The following is an 18,920-nucleotide window of genomic DNA, read 5'->3' as shown; positions in this document are numbered from 1 at the left end:
GAATTTGGCGCTGGGGATCGGGTAAATCCGCGTTTTCCTTATGACACTTTATGACGTTGCAGCCGCGTGTGCCCCGGCCTAGACCCTGCGCCCATGTCCCAGAACGATGATCGCACGCCCGCCGAAACGACAGCCGTTTCCGACGAACTTCCCAACCCCTCGCGCCGCCGCCTGCTGGGCGGGCTCATGGCCACGGCCGGGGCCGTCGCGGTGGCGCCGATGGTCGCGGGCGAAGCCGAGGCGAAGAGCCGCAAGGGCACGCGCGCGCCCAGCGACGCCGAGCTTGCCGCGCATATCGACACCGTCGTCGTGATCTATGCGGAGAACCGCAGCTTCAACAATCTCTTCGGCGACTTTCCCGGGCTCGAGCAGCCGCTCGCCAAAGTCTCGCCCGAACGCGCCGCGCAGCGCGACCGCGACGGCAGCCTGCTCAAGCAGCTGCCGCCGATCTGGGAGGGCCTCGTGCCGAGCGAGCAGGTCGTCGAGCACACCAGCTACAAGATCGGCCCCGACGACATCGCCCCGCTGGCCAACGCGCCTTTTGCGCTGGCGACGCCCGAGGGCGACCCGCTGCCGCACGGGGTTGTCACGCGCGACCTCATCCACGCCTTCTACAACAACCAGTTGCAGATCAACGGGGGCAAGAACGACGGCTTCGTCGCCTGGGGCGATTCGGGCGCACTGACGATGGGGCACTACGCCGACAACGCGGCGAACTTGCGCCTGTGGCAGGTCGCGCGCGAGTTCACCTTGTGCGACAACTTCTTCATGGGGGCCTTCGGGGGCTCCTTCCTCAATCACCAGTACCTGATCGCGGCGCGCCCGCCGTTCTATCCCGAGGCCGACACGAGTCCGGCCAAGGGGCGCATCGCGGTGCTCGAGGGCGACGATCCCAAGGGCATCGTGCCCAAGCAGACCGCGAAGTCTCCGCCGAGCGCGATGGACGGACCCGTCAGCTTCGTGACGAACACGCTCTCGCCCGACTTCTACGCGGTCAACACGATGCTCCCGCCATTCGCGCCGACATACGAGCTCGACCCTGAGCGGCCGGGCTACGCCAACTGGCAGAGCGGGCACACGCTCATTCCGCAGAGCCACGACACCATCGGCGACGTGCTGTCCGAGCGCGGTGTCGAATGGGCCTGGTACGCGGGCGGCTGGGCGCAGGCGCTGGAGGGCCAGCTTAATTCTAAGGACTTCCCCTCTAGGCCCAACTTCCAGCCGCATCACCAGCCGCTCAACTACTACCAGCAGTTCGGCCCCGGAACCGAGGCGCGCGCCAGGCACTTGCGCGATGGCGGCACCGGCGAAACCGCGCGCACCAACCGGTTCCTCGCCGATGTCGCGGCGGGTAAGCTGCCGCAAGTCGCCTTCTACAAGCCGCAGGGCAACCTCAACATGCACGCCGGCTATTCGGACGTCGACGCGGGCGACCGGCACATCACCGGGGTGATCGAGGCGCTGAAGAACTCACCCCAATGGGACAGGATGCTGGTGGTGATCACCTTCGACGAGAACGGTGGCTGGTGGGACCACGTGGCCCCGCCCAAGGGCGACCGCTGGGGGCCGGGCACGCGCATTCCTGCGCTGATCGTCAGCCCCTACGCGAAGAAGGGCGAGGTCGACCACACGATCTACGACACCGGCTCGATCGCACGCTTCCTGACGCGCCGCTTCGGCCTGCGCAAGCTGCCCGGCCTCCTCGAGCGTGAGCAGGCGATGGTTGCCGCCGGGGGGCCTGCGCCGGGCGACCTGACCGGGGCGCTGCGCTTCTCGTAAGAACAAGAAAAAAGAGGGGGTTCGAGGGGCACAGCCCCTCGAGCTCCCATTCCCGTCGAGGACGGCGCGAGGTTGACGGGTTTGGGGTCCAAGGGGCGATGGCCTCTTGAATCCTCCTTAGAAAATCCTGCGCAGCGAGAGCTTTACCGTGCGCCCCAGCGGATCGAGATAGTCCTGCTGGTAGGCGTAGGGCGTGGTGCCCGTCTCGTCGGTTACGCGCTGGCGCTGGTTGAACAGGTTCTCGACCGAAAGCGAGACGCGCGTGCCCTCGGCCCAGCCCTTGCCCCGGAAGCGGTTCTGCAGGTTTGCGAAGATCCGCGCGTCGAGCGTGAACAGCGAGGAGAAGTGCAACTCGCCATCCGAGGAGGAGGTGACGCTCGAGCCGTCGACGTCGGTGGCCGACTGCCAGTTGGCATCGAAGCGCAGACCCAGACCATTGTCGGTCACCCCCAGCTGCGCCTGCACCTTGTGGCGCGAGGTCGCGCTGCCCGTGATCGTGCCGCCGTCGAGCAGGTCGATGGAGGCGGAATCGGCGGTGAGCTGGACTTCGTCCTGCAAGACCCAGGTGTGGTAGAGCGAGAACATCAGCCGCGCTTCGTTGCTGCTACCCCCGAAGAAGCCGCGCCCGCCAGGACCATGCGGACCACCGGGACCGCCCGGGCCACCGGGGCCACCGCCGGGGGGCGGTCCCATGCCGTCGGGGGGACCCATGCCATCGGGCGGACCCATTCCGTCAGGAGGCGGCCCCATGCCGTCGGGCCCGCCCGGCGGCGGGCCGAAGCCACCGCCAGGACCGCCTTCGCCCGGGCGATCGCCGGTTACCGTGATGACGTTGCCGTCGGGCCCCACCATCGGTTTGCCGTCGGCGTCGAGCCTTGCCTGTTCACCTTCGCCCGGCGCTTGTCTGGCCTGACCCCTGGGCGCGTCGGGGCCGTTGGCGCCGACCGTTGCACCTTCCTGCTGGCGCCGCGCCCAGGGCGGCGGGCCATCGCCCCAGGGCGGGCGCGAGGGGCGCTTGGCCTTGCGCAGCACGGCGGACATGTTGAAGCCCCAGCGCAACTGGCGCTTCTGCTCGCGGTAGACGTTGATCGAGCGGGCATCGATGCCGGTCAGCGTGCCGTTGGCATCGCGGGTGTAGAGGTCGGGGAAGGCGTCCTCGAGCGCGGCGGTCACGCCGCCGGGCGTGATGATCGCGTTGCGCGTGTCGCTGTCGGCGTAGTTGAGCGTGAAGTTGAGCTTGGGGCTGTCCATCAGCCTGGCGTTGATGCCCAGCTTGAAGACGTGGCGGTCGTCGGCCTTGAGATCGGGATTGCCACCCGAGACGCGGGTGACGAGCACGGTCTCGCCGGTCACATAGTCGTAGACGCGCGAATTGGTGGTGGTGATGACCGGGCCGTTGAGCTGGGCGACGGTCGGTGCGTTGCGGTCCTCGTTGAAGGCGGCGATCACGCTCAGTCCGGTGAACGGGGTCCAGGTCAGCCCGTAGCCGAAGGTGCCGAGCGCGCCATAGTCGGAAACCTGCGTGACGCCCCCGTTGAGGTTCAGGCTGAGCGTGCCCACGGCGCCAAGGACGTCGTTGCTCTTGCTGGTGAGCGGAATGTCGATGTTGAGCCGCGCGGATTCGGTGTTGCGGGTTGTGTCGCTCGAAGTCACGCCGCTGGCTTGCGTGGTCTCGGCGTCCTGTGCGGTGAAGTCCGCGCCGAGCTTGAGGGCGAGCCCGATGTCGCCGGCGGGCAGCGCGAAGCCCTTGCCCAGCAGCACCGCGCTGGCGCTGCCGGTGTTGCTGGTCGACTTGGCACGGTTGGTCTGCATCGCGCCGAGCAGGCTGGGATTGAGGACGCCGTAGGGATCGACCGCGGCATCGCCCGCATCGAGCGCGGCCTGAAGCGCGTCGGTATCGTAACCGGTGTCGGTGCGGGTATCGCTCTGGGCGTACGAATAACTGCCGACGACCGAGAGCTTCCAGCGCGTCGACAAATCGACGTTGAGCGTGCCGCCGCCCGAGAAGGTCGCGCTTTGCGCCGACTTGTTCAGCGCATCGTCGGAGAGATAGCGGCTGATCGTCGTGTCGCTGCCGCTGCCGTAGGGGCTGTCGGCGGGGATCGACAGGTCGCCGCTGGCCAGGCCGTCGAGCGAGTCCGAAGTCGTATATTCACCGCGCAGGTAGAACGAGGCGTTGGCGTTCGAGCTGATGTCGTGGGCGAGGCTGGCGTTGCCCTGGTAGGTGCGCGTCTCGGCCTGCAAGGTACGGTATTTGCGATCGTCGGCAAGGCCGGCCGCCTCGGTGATGCCGCTGTCCGCATCGGGTTCGATGTCGCGATCGCTTTCCAGCAGCGAGGCCTGGGCCTTGATGCGGCCCATCACATTGAGCCGGTCGTTGTCGTGGATTCGGGTGTAGACAAAGCCGCCTTGCCCGCTTTCGCCGCCACCTTGCATCGACATGCCGCCCTCGAGGTTCACCACCTTCGACTGGAAGCGGCGCTTGAGGATGATGTTCACGACCTTTTGCTGGGCGTCATAGCCGTACTTGAGCGCGACTTCCTCGGGCAGGATGTCGACCCGCAGCACCGATTCCACCGGCAGGTCGCCGACCTCGTTGACACCCGAAATGCGCTTGCCGTTGACCAGCACCACCGGACCACTCGACGAATCGCGCCCCTCGATGCTGGTGGTCTGGTCGGCGATCTGGTCGAGCAGGTCGTTGATCGAATCGACGCCGTAGCTCTCGATTTCCTGCCGTCCGATCTGGTTCTCGGGCGGAATGTCACCGATCACCGCGCCGGGGACGGCCTGCCCCGTGACGATGATCTCGTCCATCGCGGCGGCATCGGCCGAACTGGAAGCCTGGCGCGTCGATCCGGGCGAACTCGCGCTTGCTCCGGCACCGCTCTGGGCCACGGCCAGGTGCGGCACCAGCGTCGCGCCGGACGCGAGAAGCAGGATCGAGAGCCGGGACGGGCGGCGCGGACGCGGACAGGTGTTCATGGTGCCGCGCTACGTCTGGCGGGTGCCTTGCGACATCCTCAAATGGTAAGAAAATGTATCGCCCTGCTACAGGTTGGCGGCGTTGCGCAGTTCCGCTCTCAGTCGGCAGAGTACCCGCGCTTGCCAGCCTCGAGGATGGGAAGCCCGCCTTCGGTTGGTACGTAGATGATCTGACCTTTCGATTCTTCGAGATTCTGGATGTAAAGGTAGCGCAGGTATCCCTCCGGACCACCGAGGCTATCGGCGACGATACGATTGGCCGCGGCGAGCCCCTTCGCGCGCTCGACTTCGGCAGAGGCCTTGAGCTTTGCGCTATCGAGCGCGGCTTGTGCTTCGAGTACGGCGATCCGACGGTTCTGCGTTGCCTGCGCCAATTGGGCTTCGCCTGCGACCTGCGCATTCCATACGCGCAGTGAATTGTACGCGGCGCACGACCCGAGGCCTCCGCCAACCACTACCGCCAGCAGAATGACGAAAGTCGCTGCAATCTTGATCAAGCTGTCGGATGTACGGTTCATGAGATTGCCCCCCAATTTGGAAATATCCTGAGCAATTTAGCAGGGGTGGTGGGTGGAGCCAGCGAAACCGTTTGGATCTGTGCCGATTTTCGGCGGGCTTTTCCTATGGTTGTCCTGATTGTGCGGCGCGCAGCAACTTTACGAGCGTCTGGTCGAGCGCGGAGAGGAAGCGCGAGCGGTCCTGTTTCGAGAACGGGGGAGGGCCGCCGAGCTGGTCGCCGCCCGCGCGCAAGTCCGCCATGATCGCACGTGTCGCGATCGCCCCGCCGATCGAGGCCATGGTGAAGGCCTTGCCGTTCGCCGCGAGCACTTCTCCGCCCGCTTTGAGGCAGCGGTCTGCCAGCAGGATGTCGTTGGTCACGACGACAGAGCCCCGGGCGGTGTTCTCGGCGATCCAGTCGTCGGCGGCGTCGAACGCGTCGCTGACGATCTTGCGGCTGACGCGCGGGCTCTGCGGAATACGGATGATCTGGTTGGAGACAACGACGACGGGCACCTTGTAGCGCTCGGCGACCTTGTAGATCTCCTCCTTCACCGGGCAGGCATCGGCATCGACGAGGATGCGGATCGAAGGCCTTGCATCAGTCATCGGCGAAGAAGCGCAAGATGCCGGCGCGGCGCGTTTCGCCGCCGGTGTCGCTGGGGTGGTTTTGCCCGTCGTTGACGATCACTTCGGTAAGGTCGAAAGGGCTCATGCCTTCGATGCAGGCGAAGTTGACACCGTATTGGTCCGGGTTCGAGCGGCGTTGGTGGTGGGTGTAGATGCCGCAGGTCTTGCAGAAGAAATGCTCTGCGGTGCCGGTGTTGAAGCGGTAGCGCGCGAGGTTGTCTTCCCCAGCGGTAAAGCGAATGCCGCCCAGCGCCACCGAAACCGCCACCGCGCCGCGCATCCGGCACAGCGAACAGGTGCAGCGTCGCGCGGTGTTCAGCCCGTCGACGAGCCTCGCCTCGAAGCGCACGGTGCCGCAGTGGCAGGCGCAGGAGACGGGTTCGTCGCGCACGCCGTGCTCAGCCGCACTGGCCGCGGTGGAGCAGCTTGTGATCGGCCAGCACGCAGGCCATCATCGCCTCGACCACGGGCACCCCGCGAATGCCCACGCAGGGGTCGTGGCGGCCCTTGGTGAACAACTCGGTCGCCTCGCGTTCGCCCTTTTCGTTGGGGCGCGTGACGGTGGGCTGGGGGGTGAGGATCGAGCTGGTCGGCTTGAACGCGACGCGGCAGGTCACCGGCTGGCCGGTCGAGATCCCGCCCGCGATGCCGCCCGCGTGGTTGGCGAGGAATTCGGGGGCGCCGTCGGGGCCGGTTTCGGTGGCCGGGCGCATCGGGTCGGCATTGCCCTCGCCGGTCAGGCGCGCGGCGGCGAACCCGTCGCCGATCTCGACGCCCTTGACCGCGTTGATGCCCATCATGGCCGCAGCGAGATCACCGTCGAGCTTGCCGTAGAGCGGGGCGCCCCAGCCCGCGGGAACACCGCTGGCGTAGCATTCGACGACCGCACCGACCGAGGAACCGCTCTTGCGCGCGTCGTCGACGATCGCTTCCCAGCGCTTGGCGGCGGCCGCATCGGGGCAGAAGAAGGGGTTGTTGCCGATTTCCTCGGCGTCGAAGTTGGCCGGGTCGATCATGTCGCCGCCGATTTCCGAAACATAGGCGAGGATCGTCACTTCCGGGATGACGAGGCGCGCGACAGCGCCGGCGGCCACGCGGCTGGCGGTCTCGCGCGCCGAGGAACGCCCGCCGCCGCGGTAGTCGCGAAAACCGTACTTGGCGTCGTAGGCGTAGTCGGCGTGGCCCGGGCGATAGGCGCGCGCGACGTCCGAATAGTCCTTCGAGCGCTGGTCGACATTCTCGATCATCAGGCTGATCGGGGTGCCGGTGGTACGCTGCACGCCATCGGGCGCCTCGAACACGCCCGAAAGGATACGGACCTGGTCGGGCTCCTTGCGCTGGGTGGTGAACTTGCTGGTGCCGGGCTTGCGCGCATCGAGGAAAGGCTGGATCACGCTTTCGTCGATCGCGAGGCCCGGGGGGCACCCGTCGACGACGGCGCCAATGGCAGGCCCGTGGCTCTCGCCCCAGGTGGTGAATCGAAAGAGACGGCCAAACGTGTTTGCGGACATGGCACGCGCTTTGTCGCGCAATGCATCGTTTGTCCAGTATTAGCGCTTGCACACGATTGGTGCGCGGGCCATGGCCGGGACGATGTTTCTTGTCGTCTTCCGCAACCGCAAGCGCGCCGACATCGATGCGCGCGCCTATGCCCGCGATGCCGAGGCGATGGACGCGCTCGCGCGCCGCCAACCCGGTTTCCTTGCCTTCAAGAGCTATACCAGCGAGGATGGCGAGGTCGTTGCCCTGTCCGAATGGGCCGACGAGGCAAGTGCGCGCGCCTGGGGTCGCCAGGCCGAACATGCCCTGGTCCAGGGCGAGGGCCGTGCGCGCTACTACGCCAGTTACACCCTGTTTGCGTGCGACGCCCCGCGCATCCACGAATTCGAATGGAAGGAGCCCCTCTCGTGAGCCTCGACGTCTACGGTATCCCGAACTGCGACACGGTGAAGAAGGCGCGAAAGTGGCTCGAGGCACGCGGCATCGACTACACCTTCCATGACTACAAGAAGGAAGGCGCCGATCCGCAAAAGCTTGCCGACTGGGTGGCAAAGGCGGGCGTGGGTGCGGTGCTCAACAAGGCCGGCACCACCTTCCGCAAGCTCTCGGACGCGGAGAAGGCGGACATCGACGATGCCAAGGCGGTGGCGCTGATGACCCAGTACACCAGCACCATCAAGCGCCCGGTGGTCGAGCATCCCAAGGGCCTGCTCGTCGGGTTCAACCAGATGCAGTGGGAAGCCGTCCTGGGATGAGCCCGCAGCTTGCGGCCATCCTGGAGTGGGTGGCGGCCGGTTTCGGCGTTCTCAACGTAGGGCTGCTGGTGCGCCGATCGGTGTGGAACTACCCGTTCGGCATGGCCATGGTGGCCTGCTACGTCTTCGTGTTCTGGAGCCAGAAGCTTTACGCCGAGGCGGGCCTGCAGGTGTTCTTCTTCGCGGCGCAGGCCTGGGGCTGGTGGCTGTGGCAGCGCACTTTGACCCGCGAGCACGAACATGGTCAGGTGCCGGTGCGCTGGCTTGATGGCTGGAGCCGCACGGTCTGGGCGGTGGCGACGCTGGCGGTGGCGCTGAACCTGGGCCTGGTGCTCAACCGCTTTACCGATGCCGCGCTGCCCTTCGCCGATGCCGCCGTCACCGGGGCAAGCGTGACCGCGCAGATCCTGTTGGCGTTTCGGCGGGTCGAGAACTGGGTGGTGTGGATTCTCGTCGACGTGGTCGCGGTGGGCCTCTACCTCAACCGCGGGCTCTACCCCACGGCCGTGATCTACGCGCTGATGCTCGTACTTTCGGTGCTGGGGCTCGTCGAATGGGTTCGTGCCGCGCGCAAGGACACGGTTGCGGCCTAGCTTTCGACCGAGGTCCCGAAGAGCGCGGCGGCAAGGCCGAGCAGGCCGAGCGCCGCGTATCCCGCGATGCGCAGGCGGCTTGCGCCGGCCGAGCGTGCGCGGATCGCGGCGAGCGCGCTCTGGATCGCGTAATAGAAGGCGAAGGCGCGGCTGGCGTAGCTGACGATCTGGAACACGTCGGCAAGCCAGGTCAGCGCCAGCCCCGCGCCGATCAGCAGGAGGTAGGTCGGCTTCATGCCGAAGCGCGCGTGGGTCAGTTCGGCAACGAGGCCGCCGGCTCCGTTGGTGTCGGCGACCGCCGCGCTGAACTGGGCGCTGAGCGCCGCGACGATCAGGAGCGGGCCGAGCACCGCCGAGACGGTGCGCATGATGTCGATGATCGCGGTTTCGGTGAGCGTGAAGCTGCCGCTCGCAAAGCTCGTCGCGAGCAGGACGACGTAGACGAGGTAGATGCCGCTCGCGATCCCTTGCGCCAGCTTCATCGAGGTCTGGCGTTCGGGTGCGGAGTAATGCGCGCCGAGATAGCGCGAGGTCTCGAAGCCCTGCACCGTGATGACGAGGCCGAACATCAGTTGCAGCGCGGCGAGCGGGCCCAGCTTCGTGCCACTTTGCGCCAGCGTGCCATGGTCCCATTCGATCCCGGCGTGGACGGTGAGCGCGCCGATCAGCGCGGCGATGATGACCAGCTTGATCGAGACGGTCAGCTGCTCCATCCGCTCGAGCAGCGCGAATCCCTTGGTCAGCCCGGCGACAAGGATGAGGCCATAGGCCCCGCTCGTGATCAGCCGCGCCAGTTCGCCGGAAGGCGCGCCGAATATGCGCGCGGCGAAGGCCCCGAACAAGTTGAGGTAGTAGGCGACCGAAATGACGTAGGCGAAGGCCAGGGCCCAGCTCGCGATGCGCTCGAGGTGGCGGGAGAGGGGGCTCTCGTGGTGGCCGTCCTCGATCTGCGCGATATTGTAACGGATCGCCGCGCCGAACAGGTAGCCAGCGAGGCACAGCAGCGCCATCGCGGCAATGCCCCAGGTGCCGAAACTGTCGGTAAGGATCGGCCCCAGGATCAGGAAGCCGCTGCCGATGATCGAGGCCAGCGGAGTGATACTGGCGCGCCACAGGCGCGCGCGGACCAGGCGCGGCCAGACGAGCAGGGCGCCGCAGGCCAGCCCCGCGAGGGCGAGGCCGATGTCGATCGGAGGCAGGGACATTTTTAGGCTGTTCCGGAACGCTCTCGTCAGGTGCGGGCGTGGCGCGCGGTCACGATGAAGTTGAGCGCAAGGTCTTCGGACAGGTGAAGGCCCTTGGTGGGCGACCAGGAAATCCCGGTCGGCTCGCCCAGTTCGAGGCCGGCTCCGGCGGCGAGCTCGGCCAGCTCTTCGGGCGTGGGGAACGAGGCCCAGTCGTGTGTGCCGCGCGGGACCTTGCCGAGGCGCTCGGCGGCCTCGACCAGCAGAAGGCGCGAGCGCGTGGTGCGATTCGGGCAGGAAAGGATCATCAGCCCGTCGGGCGCGAGGCAGCCGGCGAGACTTTGGAGGAAGGCGCCCTTGTCGGCAACGTGCTCGATCACCTCGAGCGAGCAGACGAGGTCGAACCCGGCAAGGCCCAGGCTCCCCAACTCGCCGCAGCGGTAGTCGATGGCAAGGCCCGAGGCTTCGGCATGCGCGCGCGCGGCGGCGATGTTCTCGGGCGCGGCGTCCACGCCGGTGACCTCGGCGCCGAGGCGGGCGAGCGGTTCGCACAGCAGTCCCGCGCCGCACCCGGCATCGAGCGCGCGCCGCCCCGCCAGCGGCTTCAGCGTCCGGGTCTCGGTGTGGAAGTGCGCGTCGATGGCCTGGCGGATGAAGCCGAGGCGCACCGGGTTGAGCTTGTGCAGCATCGCCGAGGAGCCCTTGGGATCCCACCACTCGGCCGCCAGCGTGCCGAAGTGCGCGGCCTCTTCGGGCCGGATCGTGGCGGGCGCGGCTGCCGGAGCGGCGCTTTGGGCGGCGGCAGGAATCGCGTCGGGAGTCGCAGTGGGAGTTGCATTGTTCATGACTCCCCCCTAACAGCGCGCCCGAACCTTATCCATATCGCGCGTGGATTGAAATTTTCACACAGCCGCACGCGATACCTTATTTGACGGGAGCACTGGCACCTTGGCCCGTATCGTGATGAAATTCGGCGGCACCTCCATGGCCGGGACCGAGCGAATCCGGCGCGTGGCGGGTATTGTCAAACGCCAGCAGGAAGCCGGGCACGAAGTGGCCGTGGTGGTTTCCGCGATGGCGGGCGAGACCGACCGCCTGGTCAATTTCTGCCGCGAGGCGAACGCGCTCTACGATCCGGCCGAATACGACGTGGTCGTCTCGGCGGGCGAGCAGGTGACCTCGGGCCTTCTTGCGCTCACCCTCCAGGCGATGGGCTGCAAGGCGCGTTCGTGGCAGGGCTGGCAGGCGCCGATCAAGACCGACAGCGCCCACGCCAAGGCCCGCATCGAGGACATCGACGCCGATGCCGTGCTGGCCTCGATGGGCAGGGGTGAGATCGCGGTGTTCCCGGGCTTCCAGGGCGTTTCGCCCGAAGGCCGGGTGACGACGCTGGGCCGGGGCGGCTCGGACACTTCGGCGGTGGCGGTGGCCGCAGCGATCAAGGCCGATCGCTGCGACATCTACACCGACGTCGACGGCGTCTACACCACCGACCCGCGCATCGTCGCCAAGGCGCAGAAGCTGCCGCTCGTCACCTACGAGGAAATGCTCGAGCTGGCCTCGGTCGGCTCGAAGGTGCTGCAGACCCGCTCGGTCTCGCTCGCCATGAAGGAAAACGTGCGCGTGCAGGTGCTCTCCTCGTTCATCGACGAGAACGCCCCGCCGGCCGACGACCTGCCCGGCACGATGATTGTCAGCGATGAAGAATTGGAAGAAAGCGACATGGAACGCCAGCTGATCACCGGTATCGCCGCCGACAAGAACGAGGCGAAGGTTACCCTTACCCGCGTGCCCGACCGTCCGGGCGCGGTGGCTTCGATCTTCACCCCGCTGGCCGAGGCGAACATCAACGTCGACATGATCATCCAGAACGTGGCGAAGGACAAGGGCGAGACCGACGTCACCTTCACCGCGCCGACGGCCGATCTGGCGCGCACGATCGCCATGCTCGAAGAGCGCAAGGAGCAGATCGGCTTCTACCGCCTGATCTCGAACGACAAGGTCTCCAAGATCTCGGTCGTGGGCGTGGGCATGCGCAGCCACGCGGGCGTCGCCTCGACGATGTTCAAGACGCTGGCCGATCGCGGCATCAACATCCAGGCGATCTCGACCAGCGAGATCAAGGTCTCGGTGCTGATCGACGCCGACGAGACCGAACTGGCCGTGCGCGTGCTGCACACCGCCTACGGGCTTGACGCCAAGAGCTGATCGGCCTTCGCCCTTCGCGGATTTCCCGAACGAAGGGAGGCCGCTTTGGTACACCGTTTCGACCGCCCGGAATCGCGCGCGATTCCGGGCGGTCTTGCGTGGTTGTCACGCAGATGGCTCGCTGTCCGGGCGCGACAGGCCGAGGATGTAGTCGCGCAAGTCCGGCGGCCAGGCGGCAAGGCTTTGCGCGAATGCGGCCATGTCCTGGGCAAAGAGCTGGCGCGAGGCTTCCTCGAAGCCGGGCAGGTCGCCGCCGAGCGCCGAGAGCACGCGGTAGCAACGCTCTTGCGCCTGGCGCCTGGCGGTTCGCCCGCCATCGGCCCGGCGCGCTTCCTCGACGAGACGGCGTAGCGCCTGCGAGGCGCCGCCCGGTTGCAGGGCCAGCCAGTCCCAGTGGCGCGGGAGCAGGGTGACCTCGCGCGCGGTGACCCCGAGCCGCGGGCGACCGCGCCGGCGGGGTGGCGGTGGGGTTTCGCCCGGCTCCTCGGCGATCTGCGCCAGGCGCCAATCGAGGTCGACGACGCGGCCCGTGGTGTCGTCGAAGACGAGGATGCCTTCGCGTGCCTTGTGCAGCTCACGCACGAGCCGCTCGGGCGTTCCGCGCGCGATGACCTGGTGACCGCGAAAGGCGGTGCAGGCGGGAGAAGGGGATGACGTCATAATTTCATCCGGGTAAATTGATCTTCGCCGCGGGTCAATATATCCGGGTAGAAATCGAATCGTCGCTGGATCGCGAACAGGAGGAGCACGCAGTTTGGACAAGTCGCACCGCAAGGCCGCGCAGGCCGCCTGGCGCGAACGGCGCCCACGACCGGGAATTTATGCGTTGACCGCGCGCAGCGGGGCCGCCTGGGTCGGACGGGCGAGCAATCTTGACACGATCGCCAACCGGGTCCTGTTCGTCCTGCGCCAGGGCACCAGCCCGCATCGGGACATGCAGGCGGCGTGGAACGAGGAGGGCGGGGCGGGCCTTGCCTTTTCGCTGCTCGAGGAACTGGACGAGGAGGACGCGCTCGGCCTTTCGCGTGAGCGGGTTCTCAAGGAGCGTCATGAACACTGGATCGCCCATCTTGGCGCGAAGCGCATTTGAGCCGACACGGCGTCAGGCGGTCCGGAAAAGATGGGTTTACGCAGTCGAATTGGCCAGAGTTCCTTCGCCACGCGGATAGTTCGAGCCTTTCGAATACACCTGCACGCCAAGCTCGACTTAGTCTTGCCGGTATTCGCGGACGGGGGGAAGCGGATGGATTTTGCCGGGGCCGCGCGCGTGCCTTCCGGGCAATTCCCATAGTCCCTGCCCGTCCACTTGCGTTCCCGTCAGGGCACGCGGCCATGTCGCAGGAGACCGGAATTGAAGAACCCTCATCGCGCCCGCTTGCGGGTTCTGCTGATGGCCACGTGTCTGGCGGCAGGCGCGGGCGGCGTCGCGCCGGGCGCCCTCGCGGCCAAGGCGCCCCCGGCTCGCAACACGCCGGCTCCCCCTTCCGACGCGGCGGTCGAGGCCCGCGCCCGCGCGCTGCTTGGCCAGATGACCCAGGCCGAGAAGGTCGGGCAGCTCGTCCAGTTCTTCTACAGCGGCACCAACGCCGGCGCGACGACGTCGGATGCCTCGGCCAAGCCCTATGATGCCGACGCGGCGATCGCGCGCGGTGAGGTGGGCTCGCTGCTGCTGGTGACCGATCCCAACGAGGTCAACCGCCTCCAGCGCATTGCGGTCGAGAATTCGCGGCTCAAGATCCCGCTGCTGTTCGGCTTTGACGTGATCCACGGATTCCACACGATCATGCCGGTGCCGCTGGCGATGGCCGCCTCGTGGGACCCCAAGGTGGCCGAGGCCGGGCAGGCGGTGGCGGCGGCCGAAGCGCGCGCGGCGGGCGTGAACTGGACGTTCGCGCCGATGGTCGACATCACGCGCGATCCGCGCTGGGGCCGTATCGTCGAAGGCGCCGGCGAGGACCCCGTGCTGGGGGCGGCGATGGCGGCGGCGCAAGTGCGCGGCTTCCAGGGTAGCTACATCGGCGCGCCGGGTCACATCATCGCGGGCCCCAAGCACTTTGCCGGCTATGGCGCGGCGACCGGCGGACGCGACTACGACGAGGTCGAGCTGTCGGACAGCCAGCTTCACAACGTCTACCTGCCCCCGTTCAAGGCGGCGGTCGATGCTGGCGCGGGAAACATCATGAGCGCCTACATGCAATTGAACGGCGTGCCGGCGGCGGCCAACGGCTGGCTGCTGAACGAGGTTCTGCGTAAGGAGTGGGGCTTCAAGGGCTTCGTCGTCACCGATGCGGGCGGGGTGCTCTCGCTGCCGCGCCAGGGCGCTGCCGCGAGCCCTGAGGAAGCGGCCACGCGCGCGATCAACGCGGGCGTCGATCTCTCGATGGAGTTTCCGGGCAAGAGCCCGATGCTCTCGCTCGTCGATGCGGTGAAGGCGGACACGGTCAGCCAGGATACGCTCGACACCGCCGTGCTGCGCCTGCTCGAGGCGAAGATCCGCATGGGTCTTTTCGAGAATCCCTATGTCGATCCCAAGGCCTATGCCGCGCAGATCGCCGATCCCGCGCACGCGCAAGTCGCGCGCACGGCGGCCGAGCGCTCGGCCGTCCTGCTCGAGAACGAGGGCGGATTGCTTCCGCTCAATGCGGCGAAGACGAAGTCGATCGCTTTGATCGGGCCTTTCGCCGATTCCTGGCACGATACGCTGGGGCCCTGGGTCTTTACCGGGCCCAAGCCGACCGGGGTGAGCATTCTGGAGGGGCTCAAGGCCAAGCTCGGCACCAAGGTCGCGCTGTCCTATTCCCCCGGCGTGCCCGTGCCCGAGCGGATCCACAAGTCGTTCTTCGACGGGAAGGTGAACCCGCCGGTGCCGCTGCCCGCGTTCGACGCGAAGAGCGAGTTCGACAAGGCCGTGGCCCTGGCGGCGGAGTCCGATGTGGCAGTGCTGGTGTTGGGTGAGGCGCAGAACATGGCGGGCGAATCCGCCTCGCGCGAAGGCCTTGGCCTGCCCGGGCGCCAGCAGGAACTGCTCGAGGCCGTGATCGCCACCGGCAAGCCGGTCGTGCTGGTGCTGATGAGCGCGCGCCCGATCGATCTCAAGGGGGCCAGGCCTGCCGCGGTGCTCGACGTCTGGTACCCCGGCTCGCAGGGTGGACCGGCTGTGGCCGATCTCCTGATGGGCGATGCGGTGCCGGGCGGCAAGCTGCCCTACAGCTGGATCAACAGCGCCAGCGAGGCGCCCTACAGCTATGATTTCATGCCCAGCCACGCGCCCTGGGGCGCGGCCACGCGCTACTGGGACACGGCCACCAGCACGCCGAGGTATCCCTTCGGCTATGGCCTGAGCTACACGACTTTCGCCTATGCCAACCTTGCCGTGTCGAAGGACACGATTGCCAAGGGCGCGTCTCTTGATGTCAGCTTCGATCTGACGAATACGGGTAAGCGAAAGGGCGAGGAAGTGGCCCAGCTCTACATCCACCAGCGCGCGGGAACGTCCTCGCGCCCGGTACGTCAGCTCAAGAAATTCGCGCGCATGGCGCTGGCCCCGGGCGAAACGCGGCGCGTGACCTTCACGCTCACGGCGGACGACTTGCGCTACTGGAGCGCGGCAACGCGCGGTTGGGTGGAGGACGCCAGTGCGTTCGATGTCTGGGTCGGCGGCAGTTCCAAGGCCGACCTGGCCGGTGAGTTCACGATCGCGCCCTGAGCGGCGCGCACGCTCCGCACCTGGCCACTTGCGCCAGGTAGAAGTCTGTCCGGACGTGCCCGCTGGGGGGTGGGAAACACGACCGGACGGATCGCGCTGCGACCGGGGGGAGGGGGATCCTCCCGGTCGCACTTGCGCCCGGTAATCGGTTCAGGCTGTGTTTGGGACGCGTGTTTCGTCGTCAAGCGGTGCGCTTGCGAAACTCGGTGAGATGCGTCGCGATGGTTTTCTGCGCCTCGACAATGGCGGCACTGTCGCGCCGACGGGAGGCATCGAGCATGCGCTCGACGCAGGTTCCAAGATAGCTGTCGAGCGCCTGTGGAAGCCGCCCTTCCAGCGCAATCCAGGCATCGTGTATTTCATCGAGCCCCGGAAGGCCGGGCACATCCGAGCCCGAGGCGGCCAGTCGTACGCAGGCCTCAAGGTCGAGAATGTCTTCGAAAAGACTCGCGTCGAGGCGGAAATCGGAAGGAATCTGCATGATATCCTGTGAGGGATTGGCGAGCGAAAGGCCCTCAGGATTTGATAGATACACGCGCGACCCCCGTAAAATTGCAATTTTGAAACGTTCCAGAACCGAGACAAGCATCCCTAAGTTATAGAACGGCGATTGGTTCCCGCATCGCGGCTTGTCCAGTTTCTCTCCACCGCTTATGGCGCATCGCTTGGCATATCGCGCAAAAGGATTTTCGATGACCGCACACAGCAAGACACTCGCCCTGATGGCCCGGGGGCGTGAATTCCTCGGGACCGAGACGGCGATCCTGTGCGGTGCGATGTCCTGGGTTTCCGAACGCAATCTCGTCGCCGCGATCAGCAACGCGGGCGGCTTTGGCGTGATCGCCTGCGGGGCGATGACCCCCCAGCTGCTCGACACCGAGATCGCCGCGACCCGGCAGCTCACGCAAAAGCCCTTCGGCGTGAACCTCATCACGATGCACCCGCAGCTCTTCGATCTCATCGCGGTCTGCATCAAGCATGGCGTCGGCCACGTCGTGCTGGCGGGCGGCATTCCCCCCAAGGGCAGCGTCGAGGCGATCAAGGAGGGCGGGGCCAAGGTGATCTGCTTCGCGCCCACGCTGGCGCTCGGCAAGAAGCTGCTGCGCTCGGGCGCCGACGCGCTGGTGATCGAGGGTTCGGAAGCGGGCGGCCACATCGGTCCGGTCTCGACTTCGGTGCTGGCGCAGGAAATCCTCCCCGCGCTGGCCGAGGAACACGTGGTCTTCGTCGCGGGCGGCATCGGCCGCGGCGAGGCGATGGCCGGTTATCTGGAAATGGGCGCGGCGGGCGTGCAGCTGGGCACCCGCTTTGCCTGCGCCGCGGAATCGATCGCGCACCCCGACTTCAAGAAGATGTTCTTCCGCGCTTCCGCGCGCGATGCCGTGGCCTCGGTGCAGGTCGATCCGCGCCTGCCGGTGATCCCGGTGCGCGCCTTGCGCAACAAGGGCACCGACGAGTTCACCGCCAAGCAGATCGAGGTCGCCAAGCGGCTCGATGCCGGCGAAGTCGACATGGGCGAGGCGCAGCTGGCGATCGAGCATTTCTGGGCCGGGGCGCTGCGCCGCGCGGTGATCGACGGCGACGTCGAGAACGGCTCGGTCATGGCCGGCCAGTCGGTCGGCATGGTCAAGGCTGAGGAGCCGGTGGCCGATATTCTCGCCGCGCTGATGGACGAGAGCGAAGCCGCGCTCACCAAGCGCTCGGCGGCCTGACCTTCCCCCATTTCCGAAGGAACCCTTGCATGTCCGCACCGATGATCCTCGCCCTGTCCTGCGCCGACCGCCCCGGCATCGTCGCGCGGGTGACCGGGTATCTCGCGCGGTGCGGCTGCAACATCATCGAGGCGCAGCAGTTCAACGACCTCGCCGAGGACAAGTTCTTCATGCGCGTGGCCTTCGATCCGGGCACGACCGACCGTGAGGAAATCCGCGAGGGGTTCGGGCCGATCGCGCACGAATACGCCATGGCCTGGTCGATGCTGCGCCGCGATCGTGCGCGCCGCGTGCTGCTGATGGTGAGCAAGTTCGACCATTGCCTGGCCGACCTGCTCTACCGCCAGCGCATCGGCGAGATCGCAATGGACGTCGTCGCGGTGGTTTCGAACCACCCGCGCGAGGCCTTCGGCACGCACCTGCTCGACGGGGTGCCGTTCCACCACATGCCCGTGACGAGTGACACCAAGGCCGAACAGGAAGCCCGGGTGCGCGCGCTGGTCGAGGAGACCCGCGCCGAACTGGTGGTGCTTGCGCGCTACATGCAGATTCTCTCGGACGACATGGCGCGCTACCTCTCGGGCCGCTGCATCAACATCCACCACTCGTTCCTGCCCGGTTTCAAGGGCGCCAAGCCCTACCACCAGGCGCACGCGCGCGGGGTCAAGATGATCGGCGCGACTGCGCACTACGTCACCGCCGACCTCGACGAAGGCCCGATCATCCACCAGGACGTCGAGGCCGTGACGCACGCCGCCACGCCCGACGACATGGTGCGCAAGGGGCGCGACATCGAACGGCGCGTGCTGGCAGAGGCGGTGCGCCTGCACCTCGAGGACCGGGTGCTCCTCAATGGCCAGCGCACGGTGGTGTTCAAGAGCTGACGCGGCGCGGCGCCGCCTCGACGAAGCGGGCCCAGGCCGGGGCCGAGGGGTGGGGGCTGGTCACCGGATCCCATTGCCGGATCATCAGGCTGCGCGCGGTGCTCTCGTTCATCCCCTGCAGCCGGTTCCAGCGGTAGAAAAAGGCGCTCACGCGCCAATTGGCGATGCAGTGGACGTGGACCGGCGCCCCGGCGGCGCGCTCCATCGCTTTGCAGAACTCGGCGAAATGCGCCTCTTCCGGCGCATCGAAGGGCACGGGGATGGCGACGTAGGCCAGGCCCTGCACCTCCATCAGCGTGGCTTCCCCGTCCAATGCATGGTCCGAACCGGGCATCGCGAGGTTGATCACGCAGGCGACCCCAAGCGCCTTGAGCCGCGCCGGATCGCCGCGCGTCAGGTAACCCGAGGTGGTGATACGGGCATCAAGGCGCTGCCAGGCGGCGATGTCGTCGGGATCGGGCATTGGCGCGTGGGTCCTTTCGGGGT

At 67.1% G+C, this 18,920-nt stretch carries 19 protein-coding genes; 9 read left to right on the top strand and 10 right to left on the bottom strand.

The genetic code is table 11. The features are described from left to right. Positions 1 to 93 precede the first annotated feature (93 nt). Positions 94 to 1,779, top strand: coding sequence for an acid phosphatase (acpA, locus tag HT136_RS18280; protein WP_214201263.1), 1,686 nt, complete (start codon positions 94 to 96; stop codon positions 1,777 to 1,779). A gap of 117 nt (positions 1,780 to 1,896) precedes the next feature. On the opposite strand, the gene HT136_RS18275 is transcribed toward acpA, so the two are convergent. The 5 genes from HT136_RS18275 to aroC all read right to left on the bottom strand — a co-directional run bounded on the left by HT136_RS18275 (position 1,897) and on the right by aroC (position 7,403). Then, a complete protein-coding gene (locus tag HT136_RS18275) occupies positions 1,897 to 4,764 on the bottom strand; it encodes a TonB-dependent receptor (RefSeq protein WP_214201262.1) in 2,868 nt (955 codons plus the stop codon). A gap of 98 nt (positions 4,765 to 4,862) precedes the next feature. After that, positions 4,863 to 5,282: an SPFH domain-containing protein gene (locus HT136_RS18270; RefSeq protein ID WP_246543887.1), complete on the bottom strand. Its 420-nt coding sequence runs from the start codon at positions 5,280 to 5,282 to the stop codon at positions 4,863 to 4,865. A 103-nt stretch (positions 5,283 to 5,385) separates the two neighbouring features. Continuing rightward, positions 5,386 to 5,871 carry a YaiI/YqxD family protein gene (locus tag HT136_RS18265; RefSeq protein ID WP_214201261.1) on the bottom strand — a complete coding sequence of 162 codons (486 nt, stop codon included), beginning with the start codon at positions 5,869 to 5,871 and terminating at the stop codon, positions 5,386 to 5,388. After that, positions 5,864 to 6,283 carry a GFA family protein gene (locus HT136_RS18260; protein WP_343222235.1) on the bottom strand — a complete coding sequence of 140 codons (420 nt, stop codon included), beginning with the start codon at positions 6,281 to 6,283 and terminating at the stop codon, positions 5,864 to 5,866. Before HT136_RS18260 ends, HT136_RS18265 begins: the two co-directional genes overlap by 8 nt. A 7-nt stretch (positions 6,284 to 6,290) precedes the next feature. After that, on the bottom strand, positions 6,291 to 7,403 hold the full coding sequence (aroC, locus tag HT136_RS18255; protein WP_214201260.1) for a chorismate synthase: 1,113 nt from the start codon (positions 7,401 to 7,403) through the stop codon (positions 6,291 to 6,293). Positions 7,404 to 7,485: 82 nt separating this feature from the next. On the opposite strand from aroC, the gene HT136_RS18250 reads away from it, so the two are divergent. From HT136_RS18250 to pnuC, 3 genes are read left to right on the top strand one after another with little or no spacing between them, the layout of a single operon-like run. Continuing rightward, positions 7,486 to 7,803: an antibiotic biosynthesis monooxygenase family protein gene (locus HT136_RS18250; protein WP_214201378.1), complete on the top strand. Its 318-nt coding sequence runs from the start codon at positions 7,486 to 7,488 to the stop codon at positions 7,801 to 7,803. Next, positions 7,800 to 8,147, top strand: a complete 348-nt coding sequence (locus HT136_RS18245; protein ID WP_214201259.1) for an arsenate reductase — start codon at positions 7,800 to 7,802, stop codon at positions 8,145 to 8,147. Before HT136_RS18250 ends, HT136_RS18245 begins: the two co-directional genes overlap by 4 nt. Then, entirely contained in the window at positions 8,144 to 8,740 is a 597-nt protein-coding gene (gene pnuC, locus HT136_RS18240) for a nicotinamide riboside transporter PnuC (RefSeq protein WP_214201258.1), read from the top strand. The genes HT136_RS18245 and pnuC overlap by 4 nt, the downstream gene beginning before the upstream one ends. Here the strand turns inward: pnuC and HT136_RS18235 are convergent. After that, positions 8,737 to 9,945 carry an APC family permease gene (locus HT136_RS18235; protein WP_214201257.1) on the bottom strand — a complete coding sequence of 403 codons (1,209 nt, stop codon included), beginning with the start codon at positions 9,943 to 9,945 and terminating at the stop codon, positions 8,737 to 8,739. The two genes, pnuC and HT136_RS18235, sit on opposite strands and share 4 nt — an antisense overlap. A 26-nt stretch (positions 9,946 to 9,971) precedes the next feature. Then, complete coding sequence (ubiG, locus tag HT136_RS18230; protein ID WP_214201256.1) at positions 9,972 to 10,769, bottom strand: bifunctional 2-polyprenyl-6-hydroxyphenol methylase/3-demethylubiquinol 3-O-methyltransferase UbiG; 798 nt, start codon at positions 10,767 to 10,769, stop codon at positions 9,972 to 9,974. A 103-nt stretch (positions 10,770 to 10,872) separates the two neighbouring features. Between ubiG and HT136_RS18225 the strand changes: the two genes are divergently transcribed. Beyond that, positions 10,873 to 12,132, top strand: a complete 1,260-nt coding sequence (locus tag HT136_RS18225) for an aspartate kinase (protein WP_425516903.1) — start codon at positions 10,873 to 10,875, stop codon at positions 12,130 to 12,132. A 105-nt stretch (positions 12,133 to 12,237) separates the two neighbouring features. Here HT136_RS18225 and HT136_RS18220 read toward each other — a convergent pair whose 3' ends face one another. After that, the gene (locus HT136_RS18220; RefSeq protein ID WP_214201255.1) at positions 12,238 to 12,792 is read right to left on the bottom strand and encodes a DUF2239 family protein; all 555 of its coding nucleotides are present in this window, start codon (positions 12,790 to 12,792) and stop codon (positions 12,238 to 12,240) included. A gap of 94 nt (positions 12,793 to 12,886) precedes the next feature. Here HT136_RS18220 and HT136_RS18215 point away from each other — a divergent pair, with 94 nt between their 5' ends. Further along, positions 12,887 to 13,222 carry a GIY-YIG nuclease family protein gene (locus HT136_RS18215; protein ID WP_214201254.1) on the top strand — a complete coding sequence of 112 codons (336 nt, stop codon included), beginning with the start codon at positions 12,887 to 12,889 and terminating at the stop codon, positions 13,220 to 13,222. A 261-nt stretch (positions 13,223 to 13,483) separates the two neighbouring features. Further along, entirely contained in the window at positions 13,484 to 15,838 is a 2,355-nt protein-coding gene (locus HT136_RS18210; RefSeq protein ID WP_246543886.1) for a glycoside hydrolase family 3 N-terminal domain-containing protein, read from the top strand. A 181-nt stretch (positions 15,839 to 16,019) separates the two neighbouring features. Here the strand turns inward: HT136_RS18210 and HT136_RS18205 are convergent, their stop codons facing one another. Continuing rightward, complete coding sequence (locus tag HT136_RS18205) at positions 16,020 to 16,547, bottom strand: hypothetical protein (RefSeq protein ID WP_214201253.1); 528 nt, start codon at positions 16,545 to 16,547, stop codon at positions 16,020 to 16,022. Here HT136_RS18205 and HT136_RS18200 point away from each other — a divergent pair. Together HT136_RS18200 and purU are read left to right on the top strand one after the other, a co-directional pair. After that, on the top strand, positions 16,531 to 17,550 hold the full coding sequence (locus HT136_RS18200; RefSeq protein ID WP_214201252.1) for an NAD(P)H-dependent flavin oxidoreductase: 1,020 nt from the start codon (positions 16,531 to 16,533) through the stop codon (positions 17,548 to 17,550). The genes HT136_RS18205 and HT136_RS18200 overlap by 17 nt on opposite strands. A gap of 29 nt (positions 17,551 to 17,579) precedes the next feature. Further along, complete coding sequence (gene purU / locus HT136_RS18195; protein ID WP_214201251.1) at positions 17,580 to 18,434, top strand: formyltetrahydrofolate deformylase; 855 nt, start codon at positions 17,580 to 17,582, stop codon at positions 18,432 to 18,434. Here purU and HT136_RS18190 read toward each other — a convergent pair. Further along, positions 18,424 to 18,897: a protein tyrosine phosphatase family protein gene (locus tag HT136_RS18190; RefSeq protein ID WP_214201250.1), complete on the bottom strand. Its 474-nt coding sequence runs from the start codon at positions 18,895 to 18,897 to the stop codon at positions 18,424 to 18,426. The two genes, purU and HT136_RS18190, sit on opposite strands and share 11 nt — an antisense overlap. Positions 18,898 to 18,920: the final 23 nt, after the last annotated feature.

This window comes from Novosphingobium profundi (assembly GCF_018491765.1).
Lineage (GTDB): Bacteria > Pseudomonadota > Alphaproteobacteria > Sphingomonadales > Sphingomonadaceae > Novosphingobium > Novosphingobium profundi.
This window is presented reverse-complemented; position numbering and strand designations above follow the sequence as displayed.